The following is a 14,888-nucleotide window of genomic DNA, read 5'->3' as shown; positions in this document are numbered from 1 at the left end:
CCTCTGCCTCCTATGCTCGCCCGTCCCTGACCCTGGGGACTTACCAGCCCTTTCCCCCACTTCCGCTCCATGAATATCCACGAATACCAGGCCAAAGAACTGTTTGATAAATTTGGTGTCGCCACGCCTCCGGGCAAGGTGGCCTCCACTGCTGAAGAGGCAGGGAAGATCGCCGAGGAGCTGGGCGGTGCCGGGCTGGTGGTGAAGGCCCAGGTGCACGCGGGTGGCCGTGGCAAGGGCACGTTCAAAAACGGTTTCAAAGGTGGTGTTCATGTCATCAACACCGCTGCTGAGGCCCAGGACATCGCCGGCAAGATGCTCGGCCAGACCCTCGTCACCCACCAGACCGGGCCGGAAGGCAAGCTGGTGAGCAAGGTGCTCATCGCCAAGGCGGTGGACATTTCCAAGGAACACTACTTTGCCATCCTCTTCGACCGTGACAGCAGCAGCCACGCGCTCATCGCCAGCACCGAAGGCGGCATGAATATCGAGGAAGTCGCGGAGAAGACTCCGGAGAAAATCGTCAAAGAATTCGTCCACCCGACCCTCGGGCTGCAGAGCTACCAGGCTCGCAAGATCGCCTATTCCCTGGGACTGACCGGTGCGCAGGCCAACCAGGCTGTGAAGCTGGTGACCGCCCTGTGGAACCTTTACATCAAGAGCGACTGCTCCCTGGTGGAAGTGAACCCGCTGGCCATCACCACCGACGGCCAGGTCGTGGCCCTGGATGCCAAGTTTAATTTCGACGACAACGCCCTCTACCGCCAGAAGGACGTGATGGCGATGCGCGACACCACCGAGGAAGACCCTCGCGAAGTGGCCGCCAGCGAATATGGCCTGAACTACATCGGCCTGGACGGCAACATCGCCTGCCTGGTGAACGGCGCTGGCCTGGCCATGAGCACGATGGACATCATCAAGCTGCACGGTGGCGAGCCTGCCAACTTCCTGGACGTGGGCGGTGGCGCGACGAAGGAGCAGGTGACGGCGGCCTTCAAGATCATCCTCGGCGACCCGAACGTGAAGGGCATCCTGGTGAACATCTTCGGTGGCATCATGGACTGCGACATCATCGCCAACGGCATCATCGCCGCTGCGCAGGAAGTCAGCCTGAACATCCCCCTCGTCGTCCGCCTGGAAGGCAACAACGTGGAAGCCGGCAAGGCCACCCTGGCCGCCAGCGGCCTGGCCATCACCAGCGCCGAAGGCCTGACCGACGCGGCACAGAAGATCGTCGCGGCCGTGGGCAAGGCAGCGTAACCGCAGGCCTGTCAAAGGTCAGGGGGCAAGGCCGTCAAAAATGTCAAAGCTCCGGGGGCGACCTCGGAGCTTTTGGCGTACAGTATTAATCACTCTCCGAGTGATGCGATGCACCCCGGACTTCCGCCAGCCCTTTGCACCGGACGAATGCCAGGCTAAGTTCTCAATATGGACGAAGCCACCCTTACAGAACCTAGGGTGAACGAAAGCTCATGGAGACGCCTTAACAAAGACCTGAAGGTGACTTTTGTATGGGCTTATGATACTGTGGCGATTCTACCTGAGTATGACGACTCGGAACCTGGGATTTTACCTTCTGGGCAGTTGATCAAATTTTCTGAGAGCGCTGAATTTGAAGGACACTATCTCTGTGACCTTGATAATCCAACTTTCGTGGAATCAGTGGCACTGCCGGAAGGACGAATACATCGTTTTAGACCTTGGTGCTTTGCGACTGTTCTCCAAGCAGTGATTTCCGCTGAGGATTATCATCAAGGTACTGCGGAGGCAGCACGTCCCGCCTGGTTTAAGAGGGTAATCAGACGAATCCTGCATGGATAAAAGCTTTTCACAAAGTGACGCATAGAATCCCTGGAAATCCGGTATTCTTTCCCCCCACATCCCTCCTTTACATCCGCCCCACTTTCCCCTCCCATAGCTCCCATGATACGGCTCGCCACACCTGAAGACGCCCGGAGGATCGCGGAGATCCAGGTGGAGGCGTGGCGGGTGGCTTATTCCGGAATAATGCCGGGGGAGTATTTGCAAGCCCTACAGGTGGAGCCGCGTGAGGCGGTGTGGCGGGGGGCTTGCGGGCAGGAGGGGGCTCCGGTGTGGGTGGGGGCGGTGAAGACGGGGGCGGAGTCGGAAGAGAAGCTGGCAGGCTTTTGCCATTTGCGACCGTCGCGGGATGAAGACGGCGAGGGGGCAGCGGAGGTGACATCCATTTACTTGCTGTCGGACCATTGGCGGCGGGGTCTGGGCCGGGAGCTGCTAGCGGCCGCGATGGCCTTTGCGGCGGAGCGGGACTTTGTGCGGGTGACGCTGTGGGTGCTGGTGGAAAACCTGCCCGCCCGGGAGTTTTATGAGGCCCTGGGCTTTCGTCCGGATGGGCGTCTGAAGCAGGAACAGAAACCCGGTTTTTGCCTGAATGAGATGCGGTATGGGTGGGAGGTGGGGGCGTTTTAAGCTCCTGCTTCAACGGGCGGATCATCAATTGGGCACCTCGGCTTCGACGACCTGGCCGTCGAGGGGCTTGACGAGGGATTCGACGACTTTATCAAAGGACCGGCCTCGGCGGGAGGCGTGGATGATGAGCTTTTGCTTGCGATACTTGAGCTTGCGGCGGACGGAGGTCATAACGTCTTCGGTGACGGCGTCCATGAAGTCGGCAAACCAGTAGATGGTGTCGGCCTTCATGACTTCGTCGCTCATGAGCGCGGACTGGGTGTGGGCGATGCCGTTGAAGTCAATGAAATAGGTGTTGGGGCGGCCGGAGAGCTTTTTGTAAATGGCTTCCAGGGGCATGGGCTTGGCGGGATCGTAGATGAGGGCTTTGCGCTCCTCCGGGGTCAGTCTAAGTCCGGCCTTGCCCTGCCAGTTCTGCCAGTAGCGGGCGAAGGGCTCGCCTTCGACCTTGAGGACTTCGTCTTCGATCCGGCCTTTGGGTTCGGTGAGGCCGCAGCCGAAGTAGAGGACGAGGGTGCTCTGGCGGGCGATTTTATCCAGCTCGGCGACGACGGCGGGGAGGTATTTGGTCATGGAGCGGGAGACGTCCATGACGACGGCGATGTTACGTGTGTCCTTCAGCTCCATGCCAAACATGGTGACGGGGCCAAAGGTGATGCCGGACATGCCGCCGCTGCCCACGCCCTTGCCAAAGCCAGTGCCCATGCCGGCGATGGAATGGCCCATGCTGCCGCTGCCGCTGAGCATGGCGGAAGCATCCGGAAGGTCGAGAAGGTTGGGAGGGGCGTCCGGCAGGGTGAAGGCGGTATTGAGGCTGGTGGAGACGAGACGCTGGCGCGGGAGGCTTTTGGTGAGCGTGGTGCGGCGCTTTTGCTGGACTTTGTGGGCGAGCTCCTGGGAGGCCTGGGCACCCTTCTGGCTGCCGCCACCGGGCATGAAATCCACGGCTTTTTCGGGTATGACCCTGGTGAAGACAATGAGACCGCCAGCGAGGAGGATGCCAACATGAATGAGGATGGATGCGGCGAGGGAACCGCCGCCGATACGACGCCAGGCCTGGACGAGTGGATTTGGCTGGCGCGGAGGGGGAATGGAGGCCGCAGGTGGCCGGAAGGGCTGGGCCGCGTCCAGAACGGGGAGAACTTCTTCAGAAAGGAGTTCAACCTCGGCAACGGGAATCTCCAGATCGGTCTCAGGGGCGGATGCTGCTGTAACAGGCAGATGACCGGAGGGTTGCTGGGAGTCGTTCATGGGCGAAGTCTAACCAATCACGGTGGTGAAAGGGAAGCTTTGTCTGCCCTCTGGAACGAAAATGCCAGATGTGAACAGGGAATGACCAGGGCTCAGCCCAAGGAGTGGGGGCGTCCCGCCCGCACCGAATGGAATTGGGGGCACACCAAGGTGTGAGGGCGTCCCGCCCTCATGTAGGGGCGAGACGCCCCTACTCCTTGTGGTAACCCCGATTCCTTGGTCAGAATTGTTTGTCCGTCACCGCGCCTTCGCTGGCGCTGGTGGTGAGGGCGGCATACTTGGCCAGGACGCCGCGGGTGTAGCGGGGCTTGGGCTGCTTCCAGGCTTTCAAGCGGGCGGCGAGTTCCTTGGCAGGGATGCCGAGGGTGATGGCGCGTTTTTCGGCATCAATGGTGATGGCATCGCCATTTTTGATGACGGCGATCGGGCCGCCAACGAAGGCTTCCGGCGTCACGTGGCCGACCACAAAACCGTGGCTGCCACCGCTGAAGCGTCCATCGGTGATGAGGGCCACATCTTTGCCCAGGCCCTTGCCCATGATGGCGGAGGTGGGGCTGAGCATCTCGCGCATGCCGGGGCCGCCTTTGGGCCCTTCCATACGGATGACGATGACGTGGCCTTTTTTGACCTTGTCGTTGAGGATGGCTTCCAGCGCTTTTTCTTCGGATTCAAAGACGATGGCCTTGCCGGTGAAGGTGAGGCCTTCTTTGCCGCTGATCTTGCCGACCGCACCTTCGGGGCAGAGGTTGCCTTTGAAGATGACGAGGTGGCTGTCCTTTTTGATCGGGTCGCTCAGCGGCCGGATGATTTTCTGGTTTTTCGGCCAGACGATCTTGGACTTGCGCACGTTCTCTTTCATCGTGCGACCGGTGACGGTGAGGCAGTCGCCATGCATGAGGCCCTCTTCCACCAGGATGCGCATCAGCGGCACGGTGCCGCCGATTTTCACCAAGTCGTTCATGAAGTATTTGCCGCTCGGTTTGAGGTCGGCCAGCACCGGGGTCTTTTTGCCGATGCGGACGAAGTCCTCAATGGTCAGCTTCACGCCTGCACTGTGCGCCATGGCGATGAGGTGCAGCACGGCATTGGTGGAGCCGCCCAGGGTGATGATGAGGGTGATGGCGTTTTCAAAGGCCTCCTTCGTCATGATGTCACGCGGGGTGATGCCCAGCTTGATCATGTTCATGACGGCAGCGCCGGCATCGAAGCAGTCAATGAGCTTGTCGTCACCTACGGCGGACTGCGCGCCTGAGTTTGGCAAAGACATGCCCAGGGCCTCGATGGCGCTGGCCATCGTGTTGGCTGTGTACATGCCCCCGCAGGAGCCTTCGCCAGGGATGCTGTGCTCCTCAATGTCAATAAGATCGGCATCGGTGATCTGGCAGTTGGCGTGTTTGCCCACGGCTTCAAAGACGGTCACAATGTCCGCATCCTTTTTCTCATGGCCCACGCAGCCCGGCAGGATGGTGCCGCCATAAACGAAGACGCTGGGGCGGTTCAGCCGTGCCATGGCCATGAGGCAGCCGGGCATGTTTTTGTCGCAACCGCCGATGGCCACAAAACCGTCCATGCCTTCGCAACCGACCACGGTTTCAATGGAATCCGCAATCACCTCGCGGCTGACCAGGGAATACTTCATCCCCTCGGTGCCCATGGAGATGCCATCGGAGATGGTGATGGTGTTAAAGATGAGGCTTTTGCCACCGGCTGCATCCACGCCTTTGGCCGTCTCCTTGGCCAGGCGGTCAATGTGCATGTTACACGGCGTGACCATGCTCCAGGTGCTGGCGATGCCGATCTGCGACTTCTGGAAGTCCTCCCGCTTAAAACCGACCGCATGCAGCATGGCGCGGCTGGGCGCCCGCTCGACACCGTCCACGACGATGGCGCTGTGTTTACGATGGAGGGATTCGGGTTTCTTGGATGCTGCTTTCTTGGCCATGATGGGTGGGCATACATCCTGCCAGCAGGCGAGTGAGCTTGCAAGCGGGGAACAGCGCTGCTTGCAAGGTCCAGTAGCGGATCACAATCTCTCCACCCTCACCCCGCGAATCTTCGCCGTGGTGTTCCAGGTGGCGAAGCCGAAGGGCAGGCAGTGGTCGATGAATCCGGGTCGCAGGGTCACCTGGCGGCCTTTGATGCTGGCATTGACGACGATGCGGCCTTCCACCCAAGCACGGATGTCCTCCGGGCGCACCTCGATCCGCACTTGATACCAGCGGTTGTTTTCAAACCGCTGCTCCCCGCGCGTCTGGTTTTCCCCGGCATCGCGGAAGTCAATGCTGGAGAGGCCGGTCACGGTGCCGCCCCAGCCGCCGATGACAAAGGTGGCATGTGACTGATGGCTGCCGACAGGAAAGGTGGCCATGCCGAAGATGTCGTTTCCCTCCACCCGCATGGCTTCATACTCGATGGCATAACCGGTGGAAGGCAGCGCATCGGTCCAGCCGGTCCACTTTGCCCCGGTCATCGGCAGGCCTGCGTGGAGGATGAGTTCGGTGCCTTGTACCTCCACTTTTCCTTCATCGGGTATGCCCGCCTGCTGCCATTGGCTGACGGCTTCGGCAGCCAGCAGATCCCAGGAGCGGACTGGCGGTACAGTAGGTTTGGCCTCAGGACCGCAGGCGCACAGGCCGGCCAGCAGGAGGCAGAGACAAAAACGATGCATCGTATCACCCTAACGCCTGCCGCCGCTTTTGGCGATGCTTCTGCTTGGACTCGGAGCAGATGCGGTGTTTCATGGAAGCATGACCATTGAAGCCCTGACTGAACGCATCTGTGCCTTTCGCGATGCCCGTGACTGGCAGCAGTTTCACAATCCCAAGGACATGGCCGTGGCCATCGCGGCGGAGGCCGGGGAGCTGATGCAGCACTTCGTCTGGAAAACCCAGGAGCAAACCCAGCAGGTCATTACCGAAAAACGCGCCGAGATCACCGATGAAATCGCCGATGTGGGCATCCTGCTCTTTGAGCTTGCCCATAATCTGAACATCCCCCTGGCCCAGGCCATGCAGGCCAAGCTGGAGCGCAATGAACTCCGCTACCCAGCGGAGAAGGCCCGGGGCAACAATCTGAAATACAATGAGCTCTGAGGCTGACTCTCCCCTCACGCCCCCAGCGGGGACGTATAAACGCCGCCCACGCTACAGTGGCAAGAATCCGCGCCGGTTTGACCAGAAGTATAAGGAGCTGAATGCGGACCAGTATCCGGATGAGGTGGCGAAGGTGCTGGCGGCGGGCAAGACGCCGGCCGGGCAGCATGTGCCGATCATGGTGCATGAGGTGCTGGAATGCCTGCGCCCGCAGCCGGGCGAGCGGGCAGTGGACTGCACCCTGGGATATGGTGGCCATAGCCGCGCGCTGTGGCAGGCGCTCCAGCCAGGCGGCCACCTGCTGTCTCTTGATGCGGACCCTATCGAGCTGGAGAGAAGCTTGGCGCGGCTGCGTGCCGGGGGGATGGAGGCGGATACTTTTACGGCGCTGCGTTGCAACTTTGCGGGCCTCACCAAGGCGCTGGCGGACCAGGGCTGGCATGAGGGCGCGGACGTGATTTTTGCTGACCTGGGCCTGTCCTCCATGCAGATTGACAATCCGGCGCGCGGTTTCACTTTTAAACACGACGGCCCGCTGGACATGCGCCTGAATCCTCAGCGCGGCAAACCGGCGTCTGAATGGCTGGCGGAGCTGAGTGTGGAAAAACTGACGCGTCTGCTGGAGGAGAATGCGGATGAACCGCGCGCCGCTCTGCTGGCCGAGCATCTGTATCAAACCGCCCGGCAGACACCGCTCACCCGCACCAAGGCGCTGGCGGAATGCATCCGCCAGGGGCTGCCGCGATCCGTGTCGGCAGAGGATGCGGACAACACGGTCCGCCGCGTCTTTCAGGCGATCCGAATCCTTGTGAATGAGGAGTTTACGGTCCTGGACGGCCTGCTCCGAGCCCTGCCGGGTGCCCTTAAACCGGGGGGGCGGGTAGCCATTCTGACCTTTCATTCCGGGGAGGACCGGCGGGTGAAAAAGGCCTTTCAGGAAGGGCGGAATACAGGTCTTTATTCGGACGTGGCCCGGGAAGTCGTCCGTGCCGGGATGGAGGAGCAGCGCCAAAATCCGCGTTCGTCCCCGGCCAAACTGCGCTGGGCAATACGCGCACACTGATTGACAAACGCGTCTTCAACGTGAATTTTCACGAGTGCCGCGAATAGACATCCCCCGCAAATCGATCTACCGCCTTTCCATCTATCAGCGATGCCTAAGCAAGCTGCGCGAGAATGACGTGGACACGGTCTCCTCTGAAGCTTTGGCCAAAGCTGCGGGAGTGAAACCGACGCAGCTTCGCAAAGATCTGACTTACTTTGGCCAGTTCGGCACGCGGGGTCTGGGGTATAATGTGGATGTGCTCAGCAACACGATCTCCGAGGTGCTAGGGCATAACCGCCTGCAGCCGGTCATCCTGGTGGGCGTAGGGAATCTGGGCTCCGCCCTGCTGCGTTATGGCGGTTTCCGCAAAGAGGGTTTCGAGGTGGTGGCCGCCTTTGACGTTTCCCCCAAACGCCAGCCGGACCTTTCCATCCCCATCCTGGGCATCACCGAGATCAGCGACTTCATCCGCACGAATCAGGTAAAGATGGCCATCCTGGCCGTGCCTGCCAGCGCCGCGCAGAGTGTGACCAATCAGATGGTGGAAGCCGGCATCCAGGCCATTTTGAATTTCTCTCCGTCTGTCCTAGATGTGCCGGAGCATGTGGTGGTGAACAGCGTGGACCTGGCCGTGGAGCTGGAGAATTTGAGCTACTTCATTCGTTAGGCTTTTTCAGAAATCGAAAGATTTGCGGAATAAATGGCCCAGCCACGCGATCTTATGAGTGCGTATTCAACGTAATGCGTTAGATTCACTGCACCCATGATCCGGTCCCTCATCCTTTTCATCGCTCTTCTAGCCCAGGCGCTGCCTGTGCCTGCGATGATGCGAGATGAGGCGGAGCCGGTTTGCAGCATGAGTTGCTGCGCTGTGGTCGCGGCTATGGAGGCTGAGGGCTGCGGCTGCGTGGACGCGCCTGTTCATGATACCGCCCCAGCACCTGTCCAGGCGCCTTCGGGCAGCGGGCGTGAGCTTTTGGCGCAGCCTCAGTGGAGCGTACAGGCAGAGGCACTTGCACTTTCCACCCGGAAGATAACGGAACCCGAAACGTTCCACATGCCCCGGCAGGATCCAGGGGCTTTGACCCAGCCGCATGTCCGGCTGCCGGTCTTGTTCTGCTCCCTGCTGACCTGAGTCCGCGTCTCTGACAGACGCACTGTGCCCACACGACACGATCCTGTTTAGGACAACCGTGTCTGGGCCTTGGTTTTTTCAAACCATTCACGACTCAGAATTCATGAAGATTTTTTTATCCTTAGCCGCCCTCTGGCTGCCGATGGCCGCCCTGGCCTGTGACGATTGCAAGACCCGCCGCCCGGTGACCGGGCCGCTGGTGGAATACGACCTCTACATTGCCGAACAAACTGTCAGCCCGGCGGGCAAACCTGTGCGCGGCCTAACCATCAATGGCGGCATCCCCGGACCGACGCTGCGCTTCCGTGAAGGTGACTTTGCGCGCATCCGCGTGCATAACCAGCTCAAGAATGAGACCACCTCCACGCACTGGCATGGTTTGCTTTTGCCGAATGAAATGGACGGTGTACCTCACGTGACCACCCCGCCCATCCAGCCGGGGACAACTCATACGTTCGAGTTCGAGATGCGGCATTCCGGCACCTACTGGTATCATTCGCATACGCACCTGCAGGAGCAGAGCGGGATTTATGGATCCATTGTGGTCTTGCCAAAAGGCGGTGAACCGGTGGCGGCGGATCGCGAGCAGGTGCTGCTGTTTTCAGACTGGACCAACATTGACCCGCATGAAGTGCAGCGGATGCTCATGCGCGGCAGTGATTACTTTGGACTGATGCGGCGAAATTCGCAGTCCATCCTCGGCGCGGCACAGCAAGGCATGCTGAAGGATTACTTCCGCCGCGAATGGACACGCATGATGCCCATGGATGTCTCGGATGTGGGCTATCACGCCTTTTTGGTCAATGGTCTGCGGAGCACGAAGATCGAGGGCAGGCCGGGGGAGCGCGTCCGGCTGCGGCTGATCAATGCCTCGGCGGCGACGTATTTTTACATCCACTCCTCCGCCGGGCCGATGACTATCGTGGCGGCAGACGGGCCGCCGGTGCAACCGGTGCCGGTGGATCGGCTGTTCATGGCTATTGCGGAGACTTATGACGTCATCATCACCATCCCCGCCAGCGGGCAGTATGAGCTGCGGGCCACCACGCAGGACGGCAGCGGCCATGCCTCCGCCTTTTTTGGCGAGGGTGCGCTGACGCCATCCAGCGACCCGCCGAGGCCGAATTTGTATCAGATGAACGAGATGCTGCGGCTGGCCCTTGAGGAGAAGGAGGACGATCCGCGAGCCTCGCTGAATTTGCCCCGGCCCGGCTCGCCCTATCGTGTGCTGAAGTCCACCAAGGACACCACCTTGCCCCGCCACCTGCCGCGCCGGAAGATCACGATGCACCTGACCGGGGACATGAACCGCTACGTGTGGGGGTTCGATGGCAAGACGATGGCGCAGGAACCTTACGTGCCGATCAAGAAAGGCGAGATCATCGAGCTGGAGCTGATCAATGACACGATGATGCATCACCCCATCCACCTGCATGGGCACTTCTTCCGGGTGCTGATGGGCCAGGGCGCGCGCTCACCGCTGAAGCACACGGTGGACGTGCCGCCGATGACGAGCCGGACGGTGGAATTTGAAGCCAACGAGGAGAAGGACTGGATGTTCCACTGTCACATTTTGTACCACATGATGAGCGGCATGGCGCGGGTGTTCCGGTATGAGGAGACCGGGCACAAAGTTACAGAGGCCGCCGCTGAAAACGCACCGTCGGTCACCGGCCATGATCATAGCCTGGCCCACGCCGGAGGCCTGGGGGAGCATGGCCATGACATGGCGTATGTCTGGGGAGCAGCCTCCATCCAGAGCCACATGAGCGAGGGGCTGCTGACGTGGATGAATCCCAAGAATGATCTTTTGTTAGGCTGGGAGGTGGGCTGGGGGAAGGTGGACAAACCGGAATATGAAATTGACGCTTTTTACCAGCGCTACTTCAACCCGAATTTCCAGGCCTTCATTGGCGCCCGCTTCAGCAATGAGGAGAATGTGGAGAACCGCGCCGCCATCGGCTTCAACTACCGTCTGCCGCTCATGGCCTGGGCGGAGCTGAGCATGGACAGCGAGGGAGATGCACGGATCGCCCTGTCCAAGCGCTTCCAGCTCACGCCGCGGCTCGGTATTTTTGGCGAGGTGGAGTATGACACGAACACCCGCTGGGAGTGGTCTGCCGGAGCGGACTACACGCTGACCCGGCATGCCTCCCTGATCACTCAATACCATTCCGAATTCGGCCTCGGGGCCGGCGTCCTTATCCGCTTTTGATGAGGCTCTTTTTCGTCCGAAATCCAAACCAAACCAACAATGCCTGACATGAAAACCAAAATCACCACCGTCATTGCCATTGCCCTCATGGGCCTTGCCATGACCTCCTGCGCCACGTCTGGCGGAGCCAAACCGTACCCGCTGGACACCTGCATCGTCAGCGGGAACAAGCTGGGCAGCATGGGCACCCCTGTCACCAAAGTGCACCAGGGCCAGGAAGTAAAATTCTGCTGCGAACCCTGCGTGGAGGAGTTCGAGGAGAACCCTGCCAAATTCATGGCCAAACTTTCTCGATAACCTAACTAACCAAGTAACAAAAAATAAACAGAACAAACGAACATGAAACGCACCCCTTTTATCACCCTCCTGGCCGCCGCTGCTCTCAGCGTTGGCCTAGCCACCGCTGCTGAAAAAACCACCGAAGGCCTGCCCGCCAACTATCCGCTGAAAAAATGCGTCGTCTCTGACGAGGAATTCGGCGGTGAAATGGGCAAGCCGGTCAAGGTGACTCACAACGGGACCGATGTGTACCTTTGCTGCAAAGCCTGCTTGAAGGACTTCAAAAAGGACCCTGATAAGTACACCAAGATGGTCACGGACGCGGCGAAGAAGAACTAGGCACTCCTCGAAATCCGGCTGGAGATCACCTCTCCAGCCGGATATCTTTTATGGGCAGTCACAGTCCAGGCAGCCATGTGTGGCACAGGTGCGGCAGACGCGTTGCACCTGCTCGCGCAGCCTTTTGCGGGCACGCAAGAGCCGGACATTGAGGGTGTTCGCACGTTGATTTGTCTCCTCAGCGATGGCTGTGGCGGATTCGCCTTCAAGATCAATTCGACGAAGCAGCCCGGCATCCGCCGGTGGCAGTGCAGGCAGCAGCTTCATCACACATTGGCACAGCGCTTTTTCATCCTCGGCGGCCATGGTGGCTGGCAATTCATGCACCAGTTTTTCCAAAGCCTGCTCCCGCGTGCTGCGGCGACGGTGGGCATCGATGATGGCATGGCGGAGAATGCGATAAAACCAGGTGACCACGCCTTCGTCATCCTCAGGCATGTGGTCTGCCTTGAGCGCCTTCATCAGGCACTCCTGCACCAAGTCTTCCGCCAGGTCGGGATCCCCGGTGCGGGAACGGGCAAAGCCGAGAAAGGCATCCAGATGTTGTAGCAGGGGATTCGTGGACATGGGTGGCGGAGCAGTCTCCAAGATACGCACAGATTTGTCTGCAATCACTGTGTAACCTTTTTCAATGTCATCCGTGAGCACTCATGAAAGGCCCATTGGCCCACTCCTCTCACCTCATCTCTCAGACCTTCCATGATACCTCACTCCCATTCCCATGACGAAAAACCCCCCTGCTGCCAGGCTGCACCCAAGCCTACGAAACCCAGTTGCTGCGGGCATGATCACAGCGCCCATGGGGAGTCTGTGACGCCACCCAGCACGGCGAAGTATTTTTGCCCCATGTGCCCCGGAGTGGAGTCTGACAAGCCAGGCGCCTGCCCAAAATGCGGCATGGCCCTGGAGCGCAATCCGGCCTGGAAGGCGGCCAGCAAGACGCTCTACACCTGTCCCATGCATCCTGAGGTGCAACAGGACCACCCTGGCAACTGCCCCAAATGCGGCATGGCCCTGGAGCCGATGAATGTGACCGAGGCTGATGACGCGGATGACGATGCTGAACTGCGCGACATGACGCGGCGCTTCATCTGGAGCGCCGTGTTCACCCTGCCGGTATTCATCACCGCCATGGCCCACCTGGTGCCCGCCTGGAGCCATGCTGCCTGGGTCAGCGGTGAACCCACGCGCTGGATGCAGTTTGCCCTTACCACCCCGGTGGTGCTGTGGGCGGGTTGGCCCTTTTTCCAGCGGGCCTGGCAGTCGCTTCTGCATCGCAGCCTGAACATGTTTACCCTCATCGCCCTGGGGGTGGGCGCGGCCTATGCCTTTAGCGTCGCAGCCATGCTGGCCCCCGGCTGGTTTCCTGAAAGCCTGGGCGATGCACATGGCCAGGTGCCCTTGTACTTTGAGGCCGCCGCGGTCATCATTGTGCTTGTTCTCCTGGGGCAGGTGCTGGAGCTGCGCGCCCGTGCCCGCACCGGCAGCGCCATCCAGGAACTGCTGGGCTTGCAGCCCAAGACCGCCCGGCTCGTGACCGACCAAGGGGATAAGGATGTCCCCATTGACTCCCTCACCGTCGGCCAGCAGGTGCGCGTGCGCCCTGGTGAAAAGATGCCCGTGGACGGCGTGGTGGTGGAAGGCAACAGCCAGGTGGATGAATCCATGCTCACCGGTGAACCGGAACCGGTGGAGAAACAAAAGGGTGCCCAGGTGACGGGCGGCACGCTGAACCAGCACGGCAGCCTCGTGGTGCAAACCGAGCGCGTGGGGGCTGATACGCTGCTGGCGCAGATCGTCCACCTTGTCGGTCAGGCCCAGCGCAGCCGCGCGCCCATCCAGGCCCTGGCGGACAAGATCGCCGCGTGGTTTGTGCCCGCCGTGCTGGCGGCCTCCGTGATCACCTTTGGGTTTTGGTTTTGGTTAGGTCCCCAGCCCGCCCTGGCCTACGCCATTGCCAATGCCGTAGCCGTTTTGATCATCGCCTGCCCCTGTGCCCTGGGGCTGGCCACGCCCATGAGCGTCATGGTGGGCATTGGGCGTGGGGCTCAAATGGGTGTTCTCATCCGGGAGGCGGCCGCCATCGAAAAACTGGCCCTGCTCAACACCCTGGCAGTGGATAAAACAGGCACCCTCACGGTGGGCAAACCGGAAGTGACCAGGGTGCTCACGCTGCCAGGCAGTTTGTTATCCGCCGACGAATCCCTGCGCCTGGCCGCAGCTCTGGAACGCCAGAGCGAGCATCCCCTGGCCCATGCCCTTTTGCAGGCGGCAGAGAAAAAGAACCTGACTCTCCCGGAGGTGACCGGCTTCCACGCCACCACCGCAGGCGGGGTCAGCGGTCAGGTCGCGGGGCAGCCCACGGTCATCGGAAAGGCAGCCTTTTTGCGTGAGCAGGGCATCTCCCAGGTGGATGCCCTGGAAGCTCTCGGCATGCCGCATCAGGCCGAAGGAAAGTCTGCCATCTACATGGCCGTGAAAGGTAAGGCCACAGCCGTCTTCATCGTCAGCGATCCCATCAAGTCCAGCACGCCCGATGCCCTGGCCCAGTTAAAAGAGCTCGACATCTCCGTGGTCATGCTGACGGGGGATAATGAACGCACGGCGGGCCACATCGCGCGCACCCTGGGCATTCAGCGCTTCCACGCCGGGGTGACCCCGCAGGAAAAGCACCGCTACATCACCGAGATGAGAAAACCGGGTGCCGTTGTCGGCATGGCGGGTGATGGCATCAATGATGCCCCCGCCCTGGCCGAAGCCGATGTCGGCATCGCCATGGGCACAGGCACCGACATTGCCATGGAGAGCGCACCCGTGACCCTGGTGAAGGGCGACCTGCGCGGCATCGTACATGCCATTTTGTTAGGCCGCGCCATGATGCACAACATCCGCCAGAACCTGCTCTTTGCCTTCCTTTACAATGCCCTCGGCATCCCCCTGGCGGCAGGGCTCCTGTATCCCTGGTTTGGCTGGCTGCTGAGTCCGATGATCGCCGGAGCGGCGATGAGCCTCAGTTCGGTGTCGGTGATAGGCAATGCCCTGAGACTGCGGCATTTGAAACTGAAGGCGTGAGGGGCGGGGGCA

General features: G+C 60.6%; 15 protein-coding genes. 11 read left to right on the top strand and 4 right to left on the bottom strand.

Annotated features, from left to right (window positions below):
- Positions 1-69: 69 nt before the first annotated feature.
- From sucC to WJU23_RS00790, 3 genes are all read left to right on the top strand, one after another.
- Positions 70-1,260: an ADP-forming succinate--CoA ligase subunit beta gene (gene sucC / locus WJU23_RS00800; protein ID WP_346330619.1), complete on the top strand. Its 1,191-nt coding sequence runs from the start codon at positions 70-72 to the stop codon at positions 1,258-1,260.
- 168 nt (positions 1,261-1,428) lie between these two features.
- The gene (locus tag WJU23_RS00795) at positions 1,429-1,821 is read left to right on the top strand and encodes a hypothetical protein (protein ID WP_346330618.1); all 393 of its coding nucleotides are present in this window, start codon (positions 1,429-1,431) and stop codon (positions 1,819-1,821) included.
- A gap of 102 nt (positions 1,822-1,923) precedes the next feature.
- Complete coding sequence (locus tag WJU23_RS00790) at positions 1,924-2,448, top strand: GNAT family N-acetyltransferase (protein ID WP_346330617.1); 525 nt, start codon at positions 1,924-1,926, stop codon at positions 2,446-2,448.
- Positions 2,449-2,472: 24 nt separating this feature from the next.
- Here the strand turns inward: WJU23_RS00790 and WJU23_RS00785 are convergent, their stop codons facing one another.
- From WJU23_RS00785 to WJU23_RS00775, 3 genes are all read right to left on the bottom strand, one after another.
- Positions 2,473-3,699, bottom strand: a complete 1,227-nt coding sequence (locus WJU23_RS00785; protein ID WP_346330616.1) for a hypothetical protein — start codon at positions 3,697-3,699, stop codon at positions 2,473-2,475.
- Between the two features lie 220 nt (positions 3,700-3,919).
- On the bottom strand, positions 3,920-5,641 hold the full coding sequence (gene ilvD / locus WJU23_RS00780) for a dihydroxy-acid dehydratase (RefSeq protein ID WP_346330615.1): 1,722 nt from the start codon (positions 5,639-5,641) through the stop codon (positions 3,920-3,922).
- An 81-nt stretch (positions 5,642-5,722) separates the two neighbouring features.
- A complete protein-coding gene (locus WJU23_RS00775) occupies positions 5,723-6,367 on the bottom strand; it encodes a hypothetical protein (RefSeq protein WP_346330614.1) in 645 nt (214 codons plus the stop codon).
- Positions 6,368-6,446: 79 nt separating this feature from the next.
- Between WJU23_RS00775 and WJU23_RS00770 the strand changes: the two genes are divergently transcribed.
- The 7 genes from WJU23_RS00770 (at position 6,447) to WJU23_RS00740 (ending at position 11,804) form a co-directional block, all read left to right on the top strand.
- A complete protein-coding gene (locus WJU23_RS00770; RefSeq protein WP_346330613.1) occupies positions 6,447-6,791 on the top strand; it encodes a nucleotide pyrophosphohydrolase in 345 nt (114 codons plus the stop codon).
- Positions 6,781-7,854, top strand: coding sequence for a 16S rRNA (cytosine(1402)-N(4))-methyltransferase RsmH (rsmH, locus tag WJU23_RS00765; RefSeq protein WP_346330612.1), 1,074 nt, complete (start codon positions 6,781-6,783; stop codon positions 7,852-7,854). The genes WJU23_RS00770 and rsmH overlap by 11 nt, the downstream gene beginning before the upstream one ends.
- A 34-nt stretch (positions 7,855-7,888) precedes the next feature.
- The gene (locus WJU23_RS00760; protein ID WP_346330611.1) at positions 7,889-8,503 is read left to right on the top strand and encodes a redox-sensing transcriptional repressor Rex; all 615 of its coding nucleotides are present in this window, start codon (positions 7,889-7,891) and stop codon (positions 8,501-8,503) included.
- A 96-nt stretch (positions 8,504-8,599) separates the two neighbouring features.
- Positions 8,600-8,971, top strand: a complete 372-nt coding sequence (locus tag WJU23_RS00755) for a hypothetical protein (RefSeq protein WP_346330610.1) — start codon at positions 8,600-8,602, stop codon at positions 8,969-8,971.
- A 103-nt stretch (positions 8,972-9,074) separates the two neighbouring features.
- Positions 9,075-11,186, top strand: coding sequence for a multicopper oxidase domain-containing protein (locus WJU23_RS00750; protein ID WP_346330609.1), 2,112 nt, complete (start codon positions 9,075-9,077; stop codon positions 11,184-11,186).
- Positions 11,187-11,234: 48 nt separating this feature from the next.
- Positions 11,235-11,483: a hypothetical protein gene (locus tag WJU23_RS00745; RefSeq protein WP_346330608.1), complete on the top strand. Its 249-nt coding sequence runs from the start codon at positions 11,235-11,237 to the stop codon at positions 11,481-11,483.
- 42 nt (positions 11,484-11,525) lie between these two features.
- Positions 11,526-11,804, top strand: coding sequence for a TRASH domain-containing protein (locus tag WJU23_RS00740; protein WP_346330607.1), 279 nt, complete (start codon positions 11,526-11,528; stop codon positions 11,802-11,804).
- Positions 11,805-11,852: 48 nt separating this feature from the next.
- Here the strand turns inward: WJU23_RS00740 and WJU23_RS00735 are convergent, their stop codons facing one another.
- Positions 11,853-12,371 carry an RNA polymerase sigma factor gene (locus WJU23_RS00735; RefSeq protein ID WP_346330606.1) on the bottom strand — a complete coding sequence of 173 codons (519 nt, stop codon included), beginning with the start codon at positions 12,369-12,371 and terminating at the stop codon, positions 11,853-11,855.
- A gap of 132 nt (positions 12,372-12,503) precedes the next feature.
- Between WJU23_RS00735 and WJU23_RS00730 the strand changes: the two genes are divergently transcribed.
- Positions 12,504-14,876, top strand: a complete 2,373-nt coding sequence (locus WJU23_RS00730) for a copper-translocating P-type ATPase (protein ID WP_346330605.1) — start codon at positions 12,504-12,506, stop codon at positions 14,874-14,876.
- Positions 14,877-14,888: the final 12 nt, after the last annotated feature.

Origin of the sequence: Prosthecobacter sp. SYSU 5D2, assembly GCF_039655865.1 — a bacterium.
Lineage (GTDB): Bacteria > Verrucomicrobiota > Verrucomicrobiia > Verrucomicrobiales > Verrucomicrobiaceae > Prosthecobacter.
This window is presented reverse-complemented; position numbering and strand designations above follow the sequence as displayed.